The 20,496-nt window shown below is 67.5% G+C and carries 13 protein-coding genes; 4 read left to right on the top strand and 9 right to left on the bottom strand.

Annotated elements, in window-relative coordinates; all coding sequences use genetic code 11:
• Positions 1–63 precede the first annotated feature (63 nt).
• Positions 64–420: a DNA-binding protein gene (locus tag BX604_RS13480; protein ID WP_098552862.1), complete on the top strand. Its 357-nt coding sequence runs from the start codon at positions 64–66 to the stop codon at positions 418–420.
• Between the two features lie 281 nt (positions 421–701).
• Here BX604_RS13480 and BX604_RS39980 read toward each other — a convergent pair whose 3' ends face one another.
• The 4 genes from BX604_RS39980 to BX604_RS13460 all read right to left on the bottom strand — a co-directional run bounded on the left by BX604_RS39980 (position 702) and on the right by BX604_RS13460 (position 5,055).
• Positions 702–917 carry a DEAD/DEAH box helicase gene (locus BX604_RS39980; protein WP_098551223.1) on the bottom strand — a complete coding sequence of 72 codons (216 nt, stop codon included), beginning with the start codon at positions 915–917 and terminating at the stop codon, positions 702–704.
• Between the two features lie 42 nt (positions 918–959).
• Positions 960–2,039, bottom strand: coding sequence for a DUF1176 domain-containing protein (locus BX604_RS13470; protein ID WP_098551222.1), 1,080 nt, complete (start codon positions 2,037–2,039; stop codon positions 960–962).
• An 86-nt stretch (positions 2,040–2,125) separates the two neighbouring features.
• Positions 2,126–3,691, bottom strand: coding sequence for a sulfatase-like hydrolase/transferase (locus BX604_RS13465; RefSeq protein WP_098551221.1), 1,566 nt, complete (start codon positions 3,689–3,691; stop codon positions 2,126–2,128).
• Positions 3,692–3,726: 35 nt separating this feature from the next.
• Positions 3,727–5,055, bottom strand: coding sequence for an MFS transporter (locus tag BX604_RS13460; RefSeq protein WP_098552861.1), 1,329 nt, complete (start codon positions 5,053–5,055; stop codon positions 3,727–3,729).
• 183 nt (positions 5,056–5,238) lie between these two features.
• Between BX604_RS13460 and BX604_RS13455 the strand changes: the two genes are divergently transcribed.
• On the top strand, positions 5,239–6,222 hold the full coding sequence (locus tag BX604_RS13455; protein ID WP_098551220.1) for a LysR substrate-binding domain-containing protein: 984 nt from the start codon (positions 5,239–5,241) through the stop codon (positions 6,220–6,222).
• Positions 6,223–6,274: 52 nt separating this feature from the next.
• Here BX604_RS13455 and pbpC read toward each other — a convergent pair whose 3' ends face one another.
• Genes pbpC through BX604_RS39565 form a run of 3 tightly spaced genes read right to left on the bottom strand, consistent with a single transcriptional unit; the run spans position 6,275 to position 15,057 of the window.
• Complete coding sequence (gene pbpC / locus BX604_RS13450; protein WP_098551219.1) at positions 6,275–8,686, bottom strand: penicillin-binding protein 1C; 2,412 nt, start codon at positions 8,684–8,686, stop codon at positions 6,275–6,277.
• Between the two features lie 51 nt (positions 8,687–8,737).
• A complete protein-coding gene (locus tag BX604_RS13445; RefSeq protein ID WP_098551218.1) occupies positions 8,738–14,734 on the bottom strand; it encodes an MG2 domain-containing protein in 5,997 nt (1,998 codons plus the stop codon).
• 2 nt (positions 14,735–14,736) lie between these two features.
• The gene (locus BX604_RS39565; protein WP_257146304.1) at positions 14,737–15,057 is read right to left on the bottom strand and encodes a hypothetical protein; all 321 of its coding nucleotides are present in this window, start codon (positions 15,055–15,057) and stop codon (positions 14,737–14,739) included.
• Here BX604_RS39565 and BX604_RS13440 point away from each other — a divergent pair.
• The gene (locus tag BX604_RS13440) at positions 15,047–15,469 is read left to right on the top strand and encodes a hypothetical protein (RefSeq protein WP_257146303.1); all 423 of its coding nucleotides are present in this window, start codon (positions 15,047–15,049) and stop codon (positions 15,467–15,469) included. The two genes, BX604_RS39565 and BX604_RS13440, sit on opposite strands and share 11 nt — an antisense overlap.
• Positions 15,470–15,541: 72 nt before the next feature.
• Here the strand turns inward: BX604_RS13440 and BX604_RS13435 are convergent, their stop codons facing one another.
• Entirely contained in the window at positions 15,542–16,351 is an 810-nt protein-coding gene (locus tag BX604_RS13435; RefSeq protein WP_098551217.1) for a hypothetical protein, read from the bottom strand.
• 480 nt (positions 16,352–16,831) lie between these two features.
• Here BX604_RS13435 and BX604_RS13430 point away from each other — a divergent pair, with 480 nt between their 5' ends.
• Positions 16,832–18,769, top strand: a complete 1,938-nt coding sequence (locus tag BX604_RS13430) for a Xaa-Pro dipeptidyl-peptidase (protein WP_098551216.1) — start codon at positions 16,832–16,834, stop codon at positions 18,767–18,769.
• Between the two features lie 100 nt (positions 18,770–18,869).
• Here the strand turns inward: BX604_RS13430 and BX604_RS13425 are convergent, their stop codons facing one another.
• Positions 18,870–20,495, bottom strand: a complete 1,626-nt coding sequence (locus BX604_RS13425; protein ID WP_098551215.1) for an APC family permease — start codon at positions 20,493–20,495, stop codon at positions 18,870–18,872.
• Position 20,496: the final 1 nt, after the last annotated feature.

Genomic DNA, 20,496 nt, shown 5'->3' with positions numbered 1-20,496 from the left:
ACAGCCTCGCCGGTGACAGCAAGCCCATTCAACAACCGTAACTGTATAGGTATAATGCATCGCATGGAAGCCCCGGACCATGATTTTCCTGTTCAAGACCTGTTGCGCCGTCTGACGGCGGACACGCGCTCGTCCAGCGAAATCGCACGGCTTTCCGGGGTAAGTCAGCCGACAGTGTCGCGACTTCGGCTGTCGAACGGGCATCGGCTGCGGCGCAGCGCGCCATTCAACAAGCTATGCAGTTTCTATGGCGTCGATACCGGGCCGGCGCGCCGCCGCTACAACGACCTGCTGCGCGACGCGATCGTCGACGCGTGGGACGGCTCGGACGAGCACGGCCGCGCGCTGCTGGTGGTGATTCAGGGGCTGAAGGGGCTGAAGGGGCTGAAGGGGCTGCAGGGGAAGGCGGATGATGGGTGATGACGGAAAAGAAACGCGAGCGCGCTCCTTGCGAGCTTTGGCCATTCTGTCAGCCATTGCGTCGGCCAACGCCATCCAACGGTGAGTGTGTCGTGCACTGCGCACCCGCCGCTGATATCGCGGATCGTCCGTTCGTGAATCGAAATCCGGGGCCCACTTCCGCGAGCGTGATTGGTTCGATATTCACTGGAAGCACGCCTGACGCAAGGCGCCGATTTTGACCCACGCAGCGTCCAGCGGCACGTGATCGACCGAACTGCTTCGCTGCGCTTCAGGTCCCGTCAACTCGCGCGAGTCGTCCGTTGATCTGCGTTAGCACTTGCCTCGCCCCCCCGGCCGGTTTGCTGCGCGGCTTCTGGACGCTGCGCAGCCATGACGTCCGTGCCGCCGGGCACGGCAGGAATCGCCTTGGCCTGCACCGGCGTGGATGTCTGGTAATTGAGGTTCTGCAGGTTGCGCAGCAACGGCTCGATCAGGCCAAGCGAGGCAAAAGACATGGACGCGGATCGGGCAGGCATGCGGGAACGCCGGTCGGTCCGCTATTTCTTTCGCGACCGATAGAGGGTGGGCCAGTCACCGGGTTCAAGTCCGCCGCACGTATCCTGCCGCGCCAGTGCCGAAAGCTGAAATGCCTGACCATCCCAGATCCATTCGGCGCGAAAACCGCAGTCGGCCAGCCCCCGCCCCTTGTAAAAGGTCGTCAGCGTCCCGGTCGCAGGATCGAAGCCCGGCTCGACCAGCAGCGAGTCCGAACCCCCGACCTGAAAGCCCTCCAGCTTGACAGGCGCTGGCGCTCCGCCGCCGATGCGCGGGACGATGAACACGTCCGACGATCCCTGGTAGGCGCCCTGAATGCATGGAAGAATCACCAGCGCCTTCCGTGCGTCGAGCGGATACGCGGCTTCTTCGAGATACTTCGACGCATTCTCCTCGCAGTTGCCCGAGTCTTGAATGCGTTTCGCACGCGCGATCAGGTTCTCGTCCTCGCCGCCCGACAGGGACGCAACGATTTTTCGTGTCGGCACGATCGGCAGCGGCGGCGGGAGCGGCACTCGAGACGCAGGCGCCGGGCCCTTGCGGATCAACGCGGTGACACCGCCGATTCGACTTTGCCGGTCGTCGATGCGCAACAGCGCGGCAGCCATGCCGTCGAGCGGAACATAGGCGCTTGCATCCGTACCGACCTGAAGCTTTGCCCCATTGCGCAGCCGGGACACGAAGGCTGCCACGGCCGCCGGCCGCTGGGTGGACAGCGTCGCTTCGTTGCCGACCTGGTTCACGCTCCACGCCGAATCGTCGAGCCGCAGCGGCTGCCCATCCACACGCAGATCGTCAAGATCGGTACCGGCGCTGGTGTCGACGACGAGTCGCGCTTCGAGCGAACCGTTCGGCCCCGCCGCGCGAATGACGTGCAACTCCGCGCTGGCTTCGCCGCCGCTCGCAAACCCCTTCGCCTCGCAGGTCAAGCCGTTGTCGCATGCGACCAGCCATGATTTATAGGTGTCGTAGCTGGGCTCGACCGCGCTCCCGGGCGACGCGGCGTTGGCGGCGACGCACATGGTCGCGTTGACGAAAAGAGCAACGAGCGCCGTGCCCGCCGCGATGGCGCGATTTTTCATGGACGTCTGTCGAGTCGAGGATGACGCGCATCGTAACGCAAGCGATGTTCCGGGAGCACAAGTCTCTCCGGAGGCGCTTCCGCGTCTCACCACACCCCGTAGAACACCCCCGCCTTCTTGTATTGATGCGTGCCGCGCTCGACGTCGTCATGCGTCACGGTGGTCCGATTGCGCAGGCCGAGGGACCAGGCCAGCAAGCGCTCGCGCATCGCTTGCCGCACGTTGTCGAACATCGGATCGGTGCCGAGATCGACGAATTCGTCGGGATCGTTGCGCAGGTCGAAGAGCTGCGGCGCGAAGCCGTCCCAGTGAATGTATTTCCACGCATCGGTGCGCACCATCCAGCCGCGGCATGCGTCGGGGCTGCGGCCGAGGATCTGGCGCGCCTGCCGATACGCATAATCGAGTTCCGAGAAGACCGCATCCCGCCAGGGCACCTGCGTTTCCGCACCGCGCGTCAGCGCAAGCAGCGAGCGACCTTCGATGCGGTGCCCGGGAACCGGCATGCCCAGTGCGTCCAGCAGCGTCGGCACCGTGTCGATGGCTTCGACGAAGCGTGCGTCGCTGCGACCGCGCGTGGCGTCGGCCTCGGGCGACGGATCGTAGACGATGTACGGCACGCGCTGCACGGTGTCGTAGAACAACTCCTTCTCGCCGAGCCAGTGGTCGCCGAGGAAATCGCCGTGATCGGCGGTGAAGACGATCAGCGTGTCCTTCCACCGCCCGAGCCTGTCGAGCGTTTCCCACAGTCGCCCGAGATGATCGTCGAGCTGGCTGATCAAACCTTGATAAGCCGGCCGCACCTTCGCGACGACCTCGTCGCGCATGAAATTGGCGCACTCCTCCTGCTGAAAATAGGCGCCCGTCACGGGATGCGGAGCCTCGCGTTCACGCGCGGCGCGCCGCACCGGCAGGCATTGATCGAGCGTGTATTTGCCGTGATACGGCGCGGGCGCCATGTACGGCCAGTGCGGCTTCACGTACGACAGGTGCATCGCCCACGGCGTTTCGCCCTGGCGTTCGATGAAACGGATCGCCTGGTCGGTGGTATAGGCGGTTTCGGAATCGGCTTCGCGCACGCGTGCGGGCAGGTGCGCATTGCGCATGTGCCAGCCGCTGACGACGCGGCCGTGTTCGTCTTCGGCCGAGATCACGAAGTCGGTCCAGGGATCGTCGCTTGCGTAGCCGCGCTCGCGAAGGTATTCGGCGTAGCCGCCGGCGGGTTCGGCATGGTGGCCGTCGTAACGGTCGACCAGCGTGAAATGCCCCTCGCGCAGCAGCGCGCCCAGCGCATTGCCGCCGTCCAGATGCAGCCGCTTCAGGCCGTGGCTGTCCGGCGTCATATGCGTCTTGCCGACCAGCGTCAGCTTCATGTCGCGCGCGGCGAGATATTCGCCGAGCGTGATTTCGTCGATCGACAGCGGCACGCGGTTCCAGGTCGCGCCATGGCTGGCAACGTAGCGGCCCGTGTAGAACGACATGCGCGACGGACCGCACACGCCCGACTGCACGAACGCGCGCTCGAACTTCACGCCACGCCGGGCCAGGCCGTCGATGTTGGGCGTGGCCAGATACGGATGCCCATAGCACGACAGGTGATCCGCCCGCAGCTGGTCACACATCACGAAGAGCACATTGCGAATTGATGACATCGCAGGAATCCGAATTGAAAATGAGAAGAAAGCATTCAGCGCGAGGGGGTACCGTTGCCGGCGCCGAACGGAACGCCGTTCGAACCGCGCACGAGGTCCGGCATCGGCCACAACGCAACGAGTCCGACGATCATCGCCGCCGTCACGAAGTAGGCCGGCATCATCTTGTCGCCGGTCGTGCTGATCAGCCAGGTCACGAGAAACGGCGAGAATCCGCCGAACAGCGTGGTGGCCACGTTGTAGGAAATCGACAGGCCGGTAGCGCGGACCCGCGCGGGAAACAGTTCCGCCAGCGCGGTCGACGCGGGGCCCAGTGCGGCGGCCATCAGCACGGCGAACACGATTTCGGCCGCGAGCAGTCTCGGCAGGCTCGGCGCGGCGACGAGCCACAGGAACAGCGGATAGATGCACAGCACGTACAGCGCCATCGCCACGCCCATCACCGGCTTGCGCCCGATGCGATCGGACAGCAGCCCGAACAGGGGAATCAGGAGCATGCGCAGCGTGCCGGTCACCATCAACACGACGAACGGCGCGGCCACCGGCAGCTTCAGCTGGTTCACCGCATAGACCGGCAAGTACACGTTGAGCACGTATTGCGCGACCGAGCTGGCGACGACCAGCCCGAACGCGATCCACAGCGCCGCCCGGTGCTCGCGCCAGACGGTCGCGAGCATCGACGCGGCCTTGCCGGACGCGGTGGCATGCGCGTCGTCATGGTCGGGCGGCGTCTCGTGCAGCCGGGTGCGGATATAGAAGCCGACGGGACCGATCAGCATGCCGAACAGGAACGGCACACGCCAGCCCCACGCATCGAGCGCGCCGGCGCTCAGCCCGCGCGTCACCAGTGCGCCCATCAACGCGGCCGTCACCGCGGCGACGAACTGGCCGAAGTTCTGCCAGCTTCCGTAGAAACCGCGCCGGTGAGCCGGCGCGTATTCGATCAGCATCGCAGTGGCGCTGCCGAACTCGCCGCCGGCCGACAGGCCCTGCAGCAGTCGCGCCAGCACCACGACGATCGGCGCGGCGATGCCGATCGTCGCGTAGCCGGGCGTCAGCGCCATCATCGCCGAGGACAGCGTCATCAGCAGGATCACCAGCGACAGCGCGGCCTTGCGCCCGGCGCGATCGGCGTAGATGCCCAGCAGGATGCCGCCGACCGGCCGCATCAGGAACGCGCTGCCGAACGTCGCGGTGGTCAGCAGCATCGATACCGTCGGGTTCGACGACGGAAAGAACTGCCGCGCGATGATCACCGACAGGAAGCCGAACACGATGAAGTCGTACCACTCGAATGCATTGCCGATGGTGGCGGCGACGATCGCCCGGCGATTGGCGCGGGGCAAGGCTGGCGGGGTTGGCATCGCGGAATCCTCCTGGCGGCGGCCGGACTCCCGGAGGCGGCTGCCATGTCTCGTATCGGTGTTGTCGTTGCCATCCGGGCGCTCGACGTCGTCCGGCGACATGCGATGACGATTGTGTGGATTTACATCGTTACCGTCTAATGAGATATTGACTTCAAATCATGAGGAAAAGGTTATGAATTGATGGCTTCCGACATGCCCGGCGCCACGCCCGCCGTTACGCTCGAACGCAGCGCCATCGAGAGCTATTTTTCCCGACAGTTGAAGCTGCGCCACCTGCAGTTGCTCGTCGCACTGGCCGAGCGCCAGACGGTCGGCAAGGTCGCCGACGCGCTGCACGTAACGCAGCCGGCCGTCTCGAAGATGCTCAACGAGATGGAAAAGGGCATCGGCGTGCCGCTGTTCGAACGCGATGGCCGCCGCATCCGGCCCACGGCCTACGGCGAATGCCTGGTCCGTCATGCGCGTGAACTGCTGCTGCACGCCCAGCGCGCCAGCGAGGAACTGCATGCGATGACCAGCGGCGTCGGCGGCCGCGTCGAGGTAGGCGTGCTGTCGGTCGCCGCGCCGATCCTGATACCGGCGGCCGTGGCGCTGTTCAAGCAGCGCTCGCCGACGGCGGCCGTGTGTCTGCACGAAGGCACGCTCGACCAGCTCGTGCCGGCGCTGCGCGCGGGCCAGCTCGACATGATCGTCGGGCGTCTCGCGCGGGGGCTGGCCGCGCCGGAATTCACCAGCGAGCCGTTGTTCGACGACCCGACCGTCATCGTGGTCGCGCGCACGCACCCGCTGGCGGCCCGCAAGCGCGTCAAGTGGGCCGACCTGGCCGGGCTGGCGTGGATCGTGCCGAGCGCCGGCGCGCCGATGCACCGGCACCTGCTGTCGGTGCTGGACGCACACGGCGTGGGAACGCCGATCAACACCGTCGAGTCGGTGGTGATCGACGCGAACGTGGGCATGCTGCAATCGTATCCGGTGCTGTGCCTGCTGCCGCGTTCGCTGGCGCGGCATCACGAGGAGACCGGTGCGCTGAAGATCCTGCCGTTGAGCCTCGGCGCCGCGCTCGGTCCGGTCAGCACCACATGGCGCGCCGATGCGGACGATACGCCGGCCACCGCGCTGTTTCGCGCGTGCCTGACCGAAGCGGCAAAGGCGGCGCGGATCTAGTGCGATCACGGTATTGCCGGCGTGTCAGCCAACCGCCTGAAGCAACGGCCCCCTACTGCTCCAGCCCCACCGTCAACGGCCGCTGATCGCTGCGCCCATGATCGTCGACCACCCGGACCGTATAACGCCCGGCCGTACCCGGCTGCCAGAACAGCGCCGCTCCCGGCGCACTGCGACCGACATACGCGTCGTTGACGAACCAGTACAGCGCATGCGCGCTCGCGTCGGCCGTCGCGTTGAACGCGATGCGCGTATCGTCGGCACTTTTCACGCGCATCGCATACGTGCTGCCGCGCAGCGGCGACGTGATGCGAGGCGGATCGCCTTCGATCTGCCCCGCATCACGGCAGTCCGCATTCTGCGGCGGCCGCCGGCGCGGAATGCCGGCCTGCGCGAACACCTGCTGCAGGTCGGACGGCCAGAACTCGAAGATCTCCGTATGCGTGCGCTTGCCGTCATAGGGCGGGCACGCGGCCTTGCCGGTCGCATCGTCGATCACGACGGGCCGATGCACGGTACTCACGCGGATCGGCGACGTGCCCGGAATGAACCAGGTCCAGCCCTGTTGCGGACACCATTCGTTCGGCAGATCGCCGCTCGAGAGGCAGATGCGCACGCGCTTCAGTTGCGGCGGCACCGGACGCGGCGGCTCGACGAGCGAGCGCTCGGCATTCAGCGCGTCGACCATCTGGAAAAACAGCGGCGCCGCGGCATCGACGCCGACGAATGCCGTGTTGCTCGAATTGTCGAAGTTGCCGACCCATACGATCAGCACGTAAGGGCCGAACACGCCGGCCGTCCACGCATCGCGAAATGACCACGACGTGCCGGTCTTCCAGTAGACGGGCACGCGCGACGGCTGCGCACCGCTCGTCTCGTCGGGGCGCAGGTGCTGGCGCAGCATGTCCATCGTCATGTAGCTCGCCGCCGCGCTCAACAGACGCCGGCCGGGCGCCACCGGCTCGTCCTCACGCAGCCGCAACGGCCGGAATTCGCCGCGGTTCGCGAGCATCGCGTAGAGCGCCGCGAGATCCTGCATCGTCACCTCGCCGCCGCCGAGCACGAGCGCGAGCCCGTAGTGCTGCGCGCTCGCGAGCCGGCGCACGCCGGCTTCCTGCAGGAACCGGTACAGGTCGGGCGACTTGAGCTGCGACGCGACCCACACGGCCGGCACGTTGCGGCTGCGGTTCAGCGCATCGGTCGCGGTGATCGGCCCGAGGAAATGGCCGTCGAAATTCTCCGGCGCATATGGGCCGAACGCGGTCGGCACATCGCGCAGCACGGTCTGCGGATGCAGCACGCCCTGGTCGAAGCCGAGCGCGTAGATGAACGGCTTGAGCGTCGAGCCCGGCGAGCGACGCGCGAGCGTGCCGTTCACCTGCCCGTCGATCGTGCGGTCGAAGAAGTTCGCGGAGCCGACCAGCGCCTTCACGCCCATGTCGCGCGTATCGACGAGCATGGCAGCCGCGTTGCGCACCCCGCGGGTGGCGTTGCGCGCGACGTAACGCGCGATCTGACGTTCGAGCGTGCGCTGCAGGTCGAGATCGAGCGTCGTCACGAGCCGCGCGCCGGCATCGCCGTCCTCGGCCGCGCCGCCCGAAGTCGCACGCCAGGTACTGCGCGCGGCCAGCACCTGATTGACCGCCTGCGGCGCATCGAACGGCAGCGCGGACAGCGAGCGCATCACCAGCGGCAGCGTGAACAGCGGCTTGTACGACACATCGTCCGGGTGCTGCATCAGCCAGCGTGCATACAGCCGGTTGCGCGACGCGGTCAGCGCGCGGTTGATCTCGTCCTGCCCGCCGCGCACGCGGCGTGCCGGATCCTGCGGAATCACCGCCAGCGCGAGCGCCTCGGGCAGCGTCAGCGCATCGGGCATCCGGTCGAAATAGACGACGCTCGCGGTGCCCGCGCCCTCGACGTTGCGGCCGTACGGCGCGTCGTTCAGATACGCTTCGAGGATCTGTCGCTTCGAATAGAACAGTTCGAGCTGCACCGCGCGCGCGACCTGCTTCAGCTTGCCGGCCGGCGTGCGGGTGTTCAGCCGCCACAGCGAGCGCGCGAGCTGCATCGTCAGCGTCGAGCCGCCCTGCGGATTGCCGCCGCGCACATACGTGACCCACGCACCGCGCGCGAGCCCGTACGGGTTGAAGCCGGGATGCCACCAGAACCAGCGGTCCTCGTGCAGCATCACGGCCTCGACGAGCTGCGGCGACATCCGTTCGAGCGGCACCCACAACCGATAGCGATCGTCCTGCGCGAGCGTCAGGCGCAGCAGCCGGCCCTGCGCATCGACCACCGCGACCGACGACGGCTTCCAGTCGCGCAGCGGCGGATGCGGCCACAGCCGGCACGCGGCCAGCACGCCGAACACGAGCAGCACACCGGCGATCGCGTTCTGCCAGCGATGCAGCCAGCGGCCGGCGCCGCGCACCGCGCGGCGAAGCATCGAAGCGTCAGCCACGCGCCCACGCTCCTCGCGCCCGGTGCGGCATGCAAGGCCGCGGGGGCCGCATCATCGCGCGCGCTCCACCGTCAGCGTCGTGCCGCCCGGCGCCTGCGCCTGCACGCGGCGGTCGTACATCGACTCGCCATATGCGGGCGGCGCAACGAAACGGCCCGCGTTGCTCGCCTTGATCCGGTAGACGAACTCGCGCACGTCGGCGGTCGCCGTGCCGTAGATCACCACGCGGTCCTCGCGCACGTCCGCGAACTGCGGCTGCCACGTCGAGCCGGTCACGCCGATCGGCGAACGCCACGGCGCATCGGCCGGCGGCGCCGACGCCGCGCTGTCGCCGCTGTCGTCGCTCTGCGCGTCGGTCACGGGCGGCGCCGCGATCACCGGATCGAAACCGCCCGGCAGCAGGTCGACGATCGCGACGTTGCCGACGCTCGCCGAACCGGTCGCGCGGATCTTCAGGTGCACGTCGATCTCCTGGCCGACCGTGATCCGGTCGAGCGGCTTGCCGTTCGTGTCGGTGTAGTCGCGCACGATCTCGAGCCCGTTCCTGATCGCCTTCGTCGACGTGCCGCGGTCGTAGCCCGACTGGCTCGCGACCCACCACGCCGGCAGCGCGCTGCCGTTCACGAAGTCGACCCGCGACGCGCCGCCCGCCCACGTGCCGGAACGCACGAGGTTCGCCTGGATCGACGACACGTCCTTCGGTGCGCCACCCGTGCGCACCTCGTCGATCGAGAGCTTGTCGAGCTGGCCCGCGTTCGACGCCGCGTACGCATCGAGCGCGAGGATCGTCATCGCCGACGACAGCGTGTTGTAGCGGTTGTCGACGAGCGGCGCGGCGATGTTGTCCATCGCGCGCGGCGACAGCTTGCGCACCCGCTCCGGGAAATGCTTCGCGAGCAGGTACAGCACGCTCGCGTCGCGCGTCAGCGGATCAATGTAGTAGCCCGTCACATAATCGCCGCCGGATGCGCGCTTGCGTTCGAGCAACGCCTGCGGGCCCGCGATCAGCGCGGCGGCCTCCTTGTCCTGCTTCAGCAGCTGATACGACGCGGCGAGCCACGCGGCCGCGAGATCGTTCTTCCAGTCGTTCGGATACGCATCCTGCAGCCGCTTCTGCACGGCCGCGAGGCTGTTGGTCGTCACGTTGCCCTGGCGCGTGAGCAGATACACCGCGTACGCGCGCTGCCGCAGCAGGTCGAGCGAGCCGAGCGAATCGTTCGCGGCGAGCTTCTGCAGATACTGGTTGCCCGCGTCGAGCATGTCCTTCGGCACCGCGAGACCGCGCTCGCGCGCGTCGAGCAGCACGTGCATCGCATACGCGGACACGAACGGATCGGCATCGGGCGTCGCGCTCCACAGCCCGAAGCCGCCCTGCGCGTTCTGCCGGCTGCGCAGCACGTCGAGGAACTGCGCGATCGCCGCGGCGTTCGCCGCATCGGCACCGGCGTCGGGCGCATGCATCGGGCTCGTCAGCGCGCGCACCGACAGCCACTTCGCCGCGAACACGCGCGGCACGACCGCGCTGACCATCTGCTCGCTGCAGCTGTGCTCGAAATTGACGAGATACGACGACAACCCTTCGGACAACACGAGCGGCGCGGTCGAGATGCTCGCATCGCGCAACGCGTACGCGTCGTACATCGACCGCAGGTTCGGCACGCTCGCCTTCTTGCCCGGATCGAGCCGCGCGATGTCGAGCTGCGTGCGGAACGCGGCGGCCGGCCGCACCGATACGTCCACGCGCTGCTGCGCGCCCTTCGCGCCGTAGCGCGCGCCGAACGACAGCGCGCCCGAGCCGAGCGTGTCGGTCGCCTTCACGCGGAACAGCGCGACGCCTTCATGCTGCGGCGCGAGCGCGACGTTCTGCGTCGCCGGCCCGATCACCTGCAACTGCGGGCCCGTCTTCAGCGTGACCGCGACCGGCACCGGCTGGTTGCCGACGCCCGTCAGGTTGTTCGCGACGCCGACGCTGACGTCGGCCTCGTCGCCCGGCGCGAGCGTCGTCGGCACGTTCGGCGACAGCACGAAATCGCCGCGCACCGTCGTCGCGCCTTCGAACGTGCCGACCAGGTCCGGCGACACCGACACGGCCATCACGCGCAGCTTGCCGTTGAAGTAGTCGGGCACGGTGTAGCTCAGGCGCGTGTCGCCGTTCACGTCGACGATCCCCGACCAGTAGACGACCGGCTTGTCGCGCTTGCGCTTGAACGGATTCAACTGACGGCCGATCGCGTCGTCGGCGTCGCCGCCGGGTGCGGCCATCGCCATCAGCTTCTCGAAGTCCGGCAGGATCAGGTCGAGGATCTGCGACGTGCCGACTTCGAGCATCCGCTTGCGGAAGAAGAACTTCAGCGGATCGCCGAGCTTGTAGCGCGCGACCTGCAGAATCCCTTCGTCGACCGCGAACACGACCACCTTCGCGGGCTTCGCCGAATGCACGGTGAAGTTGACGGTGTCGCCCGGCTTCACGAGCGCGGGCGCGTCGACCGTCAACGCATTGCGGCGCGCATCGAGGTTCACCGAGAACGGCACGACGCCGTAGCTCAGCGGGCTCATGAAGATCTCGTCGGACGACGGATCGCGGATGTATTGCACGTTGATGTAGCCGTTGCCCTCGAACCCGGCCGGCACCGTGATGTGCTGGATCGAGCTCGTCGTGTCCGCATGGAACCATGCGTGCGCATACACCTTGTCGCGCTCGATCGTGATCAGCCCGCTGCCCGCATACGGCGCGCGGATCGCGATCTCGACCTGCTCGCCCGGCTTGTAGTCGTGCTTCGCGAGGCTCAACTGCAGCTCCGCGTTGCGGTCGAGCGAACGCGCGACGTTCGCGTCGCCCGCGACCGAATACTCGATCCGGTTTACCGCGGTGCCGTCCGCGCGACGGATCACGAGCGCATAGCTGCCCGGCTTGTCGGTGCGCAGCGCGAAGTCGAGCCCGGCCGCCGGAATCGTCAGCGGCGTGTCGTCGACGGGCACTTCCTTCAGCCGCGAATCGTATTTGTACGCGCCGGAATCCTGCTTGGTCAGCACCGACACGTAGCGCTCCTCGACGAGCTGCGCGCGCAGCGCCTTCACGTCGATCGCCTTCGCGCCCGGATCGATCGCGACGAGCTTCACCGTGCGCGGGCTGCCGCGTTTCACGTAGCCGAGATCGTCGACCGATTTGTAGCCGACGAGCCAGTCGTTGTTCGACACGAGCGTCTGCGCATTCGCGGCGACGTTGCGGCCGCCTTCCGCTTCATACGCCTTCGCCTGGAAGTACAGCTGATAGGTCGCGTCCGCGTACTTGTCGAGGTCGAGATCGAACTCCGCATGCCCCTTGTCGTCGGTCGTGCCGTCCTGCAGCGTCGTCGTATAGCCTTCCTTCGCGCGCCGTGCGTCGAAGAAGTGATACCCCTGCCAGCTGCGGAACGACGGCCACACCGGGCGCAGCGTCAGCGTCGCGGCAACGCGACGCTTCTCCGCCGGCGTGCCGAACAGGTTCTGCGCATCGACGAGCCCCTTCAACCCCTTCGGCTTCACCCACCCGTCGACGACCTGCTGCGACAGCTTCGCGTCGACCTTCATCCGGTCGGGCAGGAACTCCTTCACCTGCACCGTCGTGCTGCCGATCGGCTCGTCGCCCGGCTGGCCGTCCTTCACGATGTACAGGTTGACCGTCCACGTGCCGGTCGGCGCGGTGTCGGTCGTCGTATAGCCGAGCTCGGTGAAGCCGGTCGCGTCGACGGTCACCGGCCTGCGCTCGACGGTGAGCCCGCGCGGATCGACGATCTCCGCCTGCAGCGGCACGCCGGCCGGGCTGCGCGCCCAGCTCGCCGCCCGCACGATCAGCCCGATGTGGAACGGATCACCGGGCCGGTACAGGCCGCGATCCGAGAACAGGTACGCCGACAGTTGCCCCTGGCCGGTCGCATTGCGCTCGCCGTCGACGTCGAAGCGCGAGAAGTCGAGCTGGCGGTCGCGGCCCGCGACGGGCAGGAACGACAGGTCGCCATCCTTCTTCACGATGTAAAGCTGCGGACGCTTCTCGCGGTCGAGCCCCTTGAACGCGGGGAAATGCACGACGCCGTCGGCGCTCGTCGTCTGCGTAAACAGCGCCTGGCCGTTTACCGCCAGCACCGAGACGGTTGCGCCCGCAACCGGCCGGCCGTTGCGGATCGACTGGATGAACACGTCCTGGCTGCCGTCCAGCGCGCGCTTGACCAGCATCCCGAGGTCGGTCACGACGATCAGGCGCGTGTCGCCGAGCGCGTGGTCGCCGTCGTCGTCGCTGCTGTCGCCCGAATCGGCGTTGTCGGACTGATCCTGGTTGCTGCCGTCGTCGGACGATGCATCGCTATCCTTCGCATCGTCGGCTTTCTTCTTCGCGGCGGCCGGATCGTACTTCGACAGGTGCAGCAGGAACACGCCGCGCTTGCCGCCCTTCAGGTACTGGCCGAGATCGACGCCTTCGTAATGGGCCTTGCCGGGGTCGCCGGCCGGGAACGCCCGCGTCTGCACGAAGCGTTCGACGATGTGATCCTCGCTGAATGAATACGACAGCTCGGGCCGCGCATACGTGCCGTTGTTGAAGCTCACGAGATGCTGGATCTGGTCGGGCAGCACGCGGCCGATCTCGACCTTCATCCCCGGCAGGTTGCGCGACACGACCGACAGCCGCTTGCTGCCGCTCATCGACAGCAGCGAACCGTCGGCCATGAAGCGCAACAGCTTCGGATAGTCGGGCACGGTGAACGCGGTCGTGACCGGCGCGCCGAGCAGGTAGCCGCCCGCCGACTTCAGGTCGCCCGCGAAGCGCACGACGATACGGTCGCCCGGCGTCGCGTGATACTTGAAGCTTTGCAGCGTCGCGAAATCGTTCTCGGTCGGCACGACTTCGAGCGGCAGCGGCTTCGACTGCTTCAGCACCGCATCGCTGATGTCGTCCACGTTCCATTCGTACGGCGGATCGTCGTCCGACTGATCGACGCCCGGCTTGCGCTTGGGCAGCACCCATGCCTTCGCGCGCGCGGCGAGGTCGCCGCTGCGCACGCCGTCGGACGCTTCGGCGACCAGCACCTGCTCGGGCTCGTAGCGCTCGTTGTCGACGAGCGTCGGCGCGACATTGCCGATCGACAGGCTGTAGAGCCCCGGCACGTCGACCGATGCATGCAGCGCCTGCGGCGTGCCGTCGCCGCCGCGCGCGCTTTTCACGCCCTTGTCGACGTCGAGCCGCACGGCCAGCGGATCGTGCGGAATCTCGAGCGGCTGCGAGTACACCCACGCGCTCGTCTTCATCTTGTCGTAGTTGACCGTGTAGCGCAGCGGCGTCGCGTTCTTGCCGTCGCGGCCGACCAGCACGAGGCCGATCCGCTTCTCGAACCCGGCCGGATCGACCGGATAGTTGAAGCGCAACTGCAGCAGCGCCTGCTTCTCCGCCGGATTGTCGGGGTTCTGGTAGAACTCGTTGTTGCCCGACGTCGCGCTGAAGGCCGGGATATCGAATGCGAAGTGGTCGTCGTGCATGAGCACCTGCGGCGCGAACGCCTGGTGCACCGCGAAGCTCACCTCGACATGCGCGCCGACCGGCCAGTCGGCCGCCGGCGTGAAGCGCAGCGTCCGGTCGTCGGCCCATTCCCACGCGCCCTTGAGCGCGGGCGTCATCTCGATGCCCTGCCCGGCCGGCTTGCCGACCAGCTCAATCGGCGCGGCCGAGCGCGAGAATGCCACCTCGAGCGGATGCACGGTGATTTTCGGCTTGTCGCCGTCGTCGACCTCGTAGGTCGTGATGGCCGGCGCCTTCACGGTGAAACTGACGGTGTCGGGCTCGGGCGGCTTCGGTCGATGCTTGAACCAGTACCCGCCGTAGCCGAGCGCGGCGGCAGCCAGCACGATGCCGCCGGCGTGCCACGGGCGGCGACGCACCGCCGCAGCGGTGATGCCCGCCCACGCGGGCGCGGTCCACGACACGTCGCCGACGAGCGGCCGCAGCACGCGGCCGAGCAGGCGCCAGACGAAGCCCGCCGCACGAATCGGCAGGAGCAGCAGAAAACGCAGCAAATCCATTGTTATGTCCTTGTCGAGGACGTGCTGCCCGACGCGGCGGCGTGCCCCGAACTGTTGTAGGTCTGTAACGGCGCGGCCCGGTTGCGCCGTGAATGCTTGGTATGTTCGACCGGATGCTGCGCGCCATTATCTGCTACAGCCGAAACGTTGGAAATATCGGCGTGCGGGCGCGCGACGCCGCGTGCGCCGCCAGCCTCCGCACGCGACCCTGCCGCGTTCGCTGGAATGCGCGGCGCGTCGTGATTCGAATCAAATGGAAAGGAGCCGCCGTGAAACTCCCGTTCGAACGGCAGTCCGGCCGGCGGCGGCTTCGTGTCCTTCATCGCGGGCGCCGCGATGGCCGGGATCGCGCCCGGCCTCGTCGCGCTGATCGTCGTGCTATCGGTGCTCGCGCACGTGGAAATCTTCGCGCCGTCCGACGCGCTGCACGACTGCCGGCTGACTGCCCATGAATCGTTACAGAACGCTGCAGTTCGCGCCGTCGCGCCCGATGTGGATACGCCGGCGCTGCTGACCAACGCCGGCACGCTGGCGAGCACCGCGCTCGGCTGCGCGATCGCGGCGAGCATTCCCGCCGTGCTGCCGGCGCTCGAGCGGCTGCCCGGCATCCACTTCCTGACGCCGTCCGTGTCTTTCCTCGGCGCGCAGCCGTCGACACTCGCGGCGGCCGACATGAGCGCGATCGCCGTGGCCGCATTCCTGATGTCATGCGTCGCGACGCTGTACCCGAACTGACGCGCCGCACGCGTACGGCCGGCCGAAGCGCTGCGCGACGAACACGCGCAACCGGCACAAGCCGCACAAGCGTTATGCGGTCTCGTGGAAGCCGATGCTGTTGCTGCCGTCCGGCGTGTAATCGGCGAGCACGTCGAAATCGAGGCTGACGAGTTCCACACGCATGCCGTACGTCTTGTGGCCTGACTTGTCGACGACGATCGCCGCGCCCGCCGACAACTGATGCACGGTATCGAGCAGCGACAGCGTGCCGCTCGCGGTGCCGGCCGACGCTTCGACCTTCAACGGCGTGCCGTCCTGCGCGACGACGTGTTGGCCGGAAAACAGCGGCTGGTTGCGTGCGACGGACGTGTTGAGCATGCTCATGAACCGATAGCGTGCATCGGCGCCGCGGCTGACCGCCGCGCGATCGTCGTCCGTGAACGTCTCGCCGCGTACGGCTGCGCCCTGCTCGGCAAGATCGACCGCCTGCTGATGAAAATCGCGTGTCGCAAGCACGAGGCCCGCGTTCGCATTCAGCGTTGACTCGATCCACGCGCGATCGCTGTCCTTCATGGTCTTCGACACGACCTTGATCTGGCCGTTGTCGGTCATGAAGTCGAATTGCGCGTCGGCCAGATCCGGGCGCTTCGCGACGATGTCCTGCATGCTCGTCGCGAGCGAGTCGGCCACGCCACGCAGCTTCATCGTCAGGTCGCCGACCATCGAGAACTGCTTCATCAACGCCGCCTGCATCGCCACGGGATCCAGCTCGCGGACCGTCAGCGGCGCGTCCTGCGGTGCCGCGGACGCCGCCGCGTCCGTGTCCTGGCGCCCGTCGAGCGCCGCCTGCGCCATCTGCGCGAGCGACAGGCTGCCTGCCGCCGTGACCGACATCGTCATTGCCCTCTCTCCTTTCAGATTATTTTTATTTGTTTACGGATCGATTCCGGGAAAGTTGAGCGTGCGTGTTGGTGCATACGGAAAACATTGTTTGACCAAGGCTAAAAAAGTTTGACACGAACATTTCACTGAGATAACTTTTGCGCAAGCTTCCGGAAAGCAATCCGGCCAGCCATGCCGACTCGCGTCGCGCTTTCCCGCCGTTGCAGCACCGCCGTTCGCAACATCCCCGCCTCATCGCTTCGTGCCGTTCCGTTTCATCCGAAACCTGAAGGTCGCTCAGGCATGCTCGCATTTGATTCGCACTCCTTCACTCATGTCGGGCCGTCGCTGCGGTAACGCTGGCCGTGACACGCGGGCATCCCGCCCGCCGCCTTTGATGGTGCAGTTCCGCTTCATCCGATGCAGCACCCGGCCGGGCCGCAGGGGGCATATCGCGGGCCGGCCGGTTCCGGACAATCACAAGAAACGAGGTCGACAATGAACTTTCATCGAACCGGAGCGCGTCGCGCATGGCTTCCCGCGCTCGTTGCAGCCGCAACGCTCGCCGCATGCGGCGGTGACGACGGCGGCAGCGTCGCGGGCGTGTCCGCGCTCGCGCAAGGCCAACAGGACGAGGCGCCGGCCAATGCGCAATCGCCCGCATCGCGCGTGTCCCCTTCCGGCGTCCCGTATGCGAACCCGGCCAGCGGCGGACGCTACCGGCCCGTGATCGACAACGGCCAGGTCCAGCCGTCGCTGTCGGGCGGCACGATCGAGGAAAACGCGTGGGTCGACACACCGGTCGACTCCGACGGCGACGGCAAACGCGACCGCATTCACGTGCGCATCGTGCGCCCGGCCGAAACCGCCACCGGCGCCCGCACGCCCGTGATCGTGCTCGCGAGCCCGTACTACGCGGGGCTCGCCGACAGTCCGGACCATGACGTCGACGTCGAACTCGACGGCACGCCGCATGCCGCGGCAGCCGCCGCGGGCGGCGCGTCCGCGCACATCATGGCCGCCGCGCCGCAGGTACGCATTCAGCAGCAGCTCGAAGCGGCCGCCGCCGGCCGCTCCTGGATCGAAACCTACTTCGTGCCGCGCGGCTTCACGATCGTCTATGCGGATTCGCTCGGCACCGCCGGTTCCGACGGTTGCCCGACCATCCTGACGCGCGACGAATCGGTCGCGATGGCGTCGGTGATCCGCTGGCTCGGCCGCGATGCGACGGCGAAGGACGCGAACGGCAAGAACGTCGTCGCGAACTGGTCGACCGGCCACGTCGGCATGTACGGCGTGTCGTACGACGGCACGCTGCCGAAGATGGTCGCGAGCCTGCGCACGCGCGGGCTCGATGCGATCGTGCCGGTCGCCGGGCTGTCGAACATGTATGGCTATTACCGCTCGGGCGGCCTGGTTCGCGCGCCGGAGGGCTATCAGGGCGAGGACGTCGACGTCTACATCAAGGCGCTGCTCACGAACGCGCATCCGGAGCGCTGCACGCACCTGATCGACGAAGCCTTGCAGAAGGAAGACCGCATCACCGGCGACTATTCGCCGTTCTGGGCCGCGCGCGACATCCCGACCGTGCGCGCGGTCGCGCCGGCGCTCGTTGCGCAGGGGCTGACCGACGACAACGTGCGCGTCGACCAGTCGACGTCGTGGCATCTCGCGATGCGGCGCCAGGGCGTGCCAACGCAGCTGTGGCTACATCGCCTGAAGCACACCGATCCGACCCGCGTGCCGGCGATGGCCGATGCATGGACCGCCGAGGTGAACCGCTGGTTCACGCGCTATCTGGTCGGCTATGACAACGGCGTCGAGCGCGATCCGCGCGCGGTGATCGAGCAGGCGGACGGCACGTTGCTGAAGGAAGCGGACTGGGCCGCGCGCCGCGCGACGCCGGTCGCCTACTTCGCGGGCGGCGACGGCGCGGGCACCGGCACGCTGCTGCGGATGCCGAGCGGCGGGCCGCTCACGCGCTTCACCGACGATGCGCGGATCCCCGCGCTCACACTGGCCAACACCGCGACCGGCGAGCATCGCAGCCGCTTCGAAACCGCCCCGCTCACGGCCGCGACGCGCATCTCGGGCAGTGCGACCGCGCGCGTGCGCCTGACCTTCACCGGCGCCGCGAACGTAACCGCGCTGCTGGTCGATCGCGCACCGGACGGCACGGCGACGATCGTCACGCGTGCCTGGACCGATCCGCGCAACCGCGTATCCGACTGGCTGTCGCAGCCGGTGCTGCCGGGCATGCCGTACGACCTGAAGCTGACGTTCATGCCGCGCGACTACACGCTCGAAGCCGGCCACCGGCTGGGCCTCGTCGTGCTGTCGAGCGACAGCGAGGCGACGCTGCGGCCGACGCCGGGCACGGGGCTCGCACTCGATCCGGCCGGCACGTCGGTCACCGTGCCGCTGGTTTCGTCCTGAGCGGAACCGCGCACGCGGCGCGCGTTTCCCGGCGATGTACGTGCGGTCGAGCACGACCGCACGTACACGCACACGACACCGCGTCGCGTGCCACCGCACGTCAGCCGGCGTGCGTCACGGGCAGCGGAATGCCGTCATCCGCCGCGGCTGCCGGCTGCTCCGTCGCATATTCGCGCAGATACGTCGTGCGCCGCCCGCTGGCGACACCCCAGCGATAAAACACGAGCGCGACGATCACCACCGTGACCAGATCCCATCCATCGGCGAGGAACCCGTACCCGCCGAACTCGCGCCCGCCGCATCGCGACAGCAACGCCATGACCGGCAGGTAGGCCACCAGCCACCACGCCGAGCGCAGCTCCGCGCGAAAGTCGGCCCAACCGCTCTTCGACTGGTAGTACAGATAGATCGGCAGCGCGACGACGATCAGCAGGATGATCTGCCCCGTCAACGGCCAGCATGCCCAGTACAGCACCAGCGACGCGCAGACGAACGCGAACGGCGCGACGACCGGCATGCACGCGATGCGCAGCGGTCGCGGCAGATCGGCCGCATGCGTGCGCAGCGCCATCACGCTCACCGGCCCGGTCAGGAACGAGATGACCGTCGCGACCGAAATCACCGCGGCCAGCGTGCCCCAGCCGCGAAAGAAGAACATGAACACGAGCGATACGCCCAGGTTGAACCACATCGCCGCACGCGGCACGCCATACACGGGGTGCAGCGTGCCGAACATCTTCGGCATCGTCCGGTTGCGCTCCATCGCGTAGATCATCCGCGCGGTGGTGGCGGTGTAGATCGCGCCCGTTCCCGACGGACTCACGAACGCGTCGACATACAGGAGCACGGCGAGCCAGTTGAGGTTCACGGCAATCGCGAGTTCGGCGAACGGCGACGAGAAGTTCAGTCCGTGCCAGCCGCCCGCGATGGCCGACGGCGGCACCGCACCGATGAACGCGACCTGCAGCAGCACGTAGATCACGAGCGCGAGCAGGATCGATCCGACGAGTGCGAACGGAATGCTGCGCGCCGGGTTCCGCGCTTCTCCGGCCAGGCTGACCGGACTCTGGAAGCCGTTGAAGCTGAACACGATCCCGCTGGTGGCGACCGCCGTCAGGATCGACGACCAGCCATAAGGCGCAAACTGCCCACCGCTGCCGAGCGCGAAGTTTTGCTGATGAAACCCGCTCCATACGAGGCCGGCGACGGTCGCGCCCGGCACCAGGAACTTGAACACGGTAATCGCCGTGTTGGTCTTGACGAACAGCTTCACGCCCCAGTAGTTCAGCATGAAGTACACGCCCACGAGCGCGGCGCTCGCGAACAGCCCGTGCGTGGTCAGGTCCTCGCCGACCATCAGCGCACGCGCCCACGGATAGGGCCACGACGCCATGTACTGCACCGACGCGATGGCCTCGATCGGGATGACCGACACGATCGAGATCCAGTTCGCCCACGCGGCAATGAAGCCGACCAACGCGCCGTGCGAGTAGCGCGCATAGCGCACCATGCCCCCGGATTCGGGAAAGGTTGCGCCGAGTTCCGCATAGGTGAGCGCGATGGCCAGCACGACGACGGCGCCGATGACCCATGCGACGATCGCCGCCGGCCCGGCAATTCTCGACGCATGCCATGCACCGAAGAGCCATCCCGATCCGATGATCGAGCCGAGCCCGGTAAACAGCAACGCCACTGGACCGATACTCCGGTCGACGGATACTTTCATG

It is taken from the genome of Burkholderia sp. JKS000303, from assembly GCF_002563755.1.
Lineage (GTDB): Bacteria > Pseudomonadota > Gammaproteobacteria > Burkholderiales > Burkholderiaceae > Burkholderia > Burkholderia anthina_B.
This window is presented reverse-complemented; position numbering and strand designations above follow the sequence as displayed.

What these genes read in the sequence shown, in the direction of transcription:
- BX604_RS13480 (WP_098552862.1), top strand. Translation starts at nt 64, where the DNA reads ATGGAAGCCCCGGACCATGATTTTCCTGTTCAAGACCTGTTGCGCCGT.
- BX604_RS39980 (WP_098551223.1), bottom strand. Translation starts at nt 917, where the DNA reads ATGTCTTTTGCCTCGCTTGGCCTGATCGAGCCGTTGCTGCGCAACCTG.
- BX604_RS13470 (WP_098551222.1), bottom strand. Translation starts at nt 2,039, where the DNA reads ATGAAAAATCGCGCCATCGCGGCGGGCACGGCGCTCGTTGCTCTTTTC.
- BX604_RS13465 (WP_098551221.1), bottom strand. Translation starts at nt 3,691, where the DNA reads ATGTCATCAATTCGCAATGTGCTCTTCGTGATGTGTGACCAGCTGCGG.
- BX604_RS13460 (WP_098552861.1), bottom strand. Translation starts at nt 5,055, where the DNA reads ATGCCAACCCCGCCAGCCTTGCCCCGCGCCAATCGCCGGGCGATCGTC.
- BX604_RS13455 (WP_098551220.1), top strand. Translation starts at nt 5,239, where the DNA reads ATGGCTTCCGACATGCCCGGCGCCACGCCCGCCGTTACGCTCGAACGC.
- BX604_RS13445 (WP_098551218.1), bottom strand. Translation starts at nt 14,734, where the DNA reads ATGGATTTGCTGCGTTTTCTGCTGCTCCTGCCGATTCGTGCGGCGGGC.
- BX604_RS39565 (WP_257146304.1), bottom strand. Translation starts at nt 15,057, where the DNA reads ATGAAGGACACGAAGCCGCCGCCGGCCGGACTGCCGTTCGAACGGGAG.
- BX604_RS13435 (WP_098551217.1), bottom strand. Translation starts at nt 16,351, where the DNA reads ATGACGATGTCGGTCACGGCGGCAGGCAGCCTGTCGCTCGCGCAGATG.
- BX604_RS13430 (WP_098551216.1), top strand. Translation starts at nt 16,832, where the DNA reads ATGAACTTTCATCGAACCGGAGCGCGTCGCGCATGGCTTCCCGCGCTC.
- BX604_RS13425 (WP_098551215.1), bottom strand. Translation starts at nt 20,495, where the DNA reads ATGAAAGTATCCGTCGACCGGAGTATCGGTCCAGTGGCGTTGCTGTTT.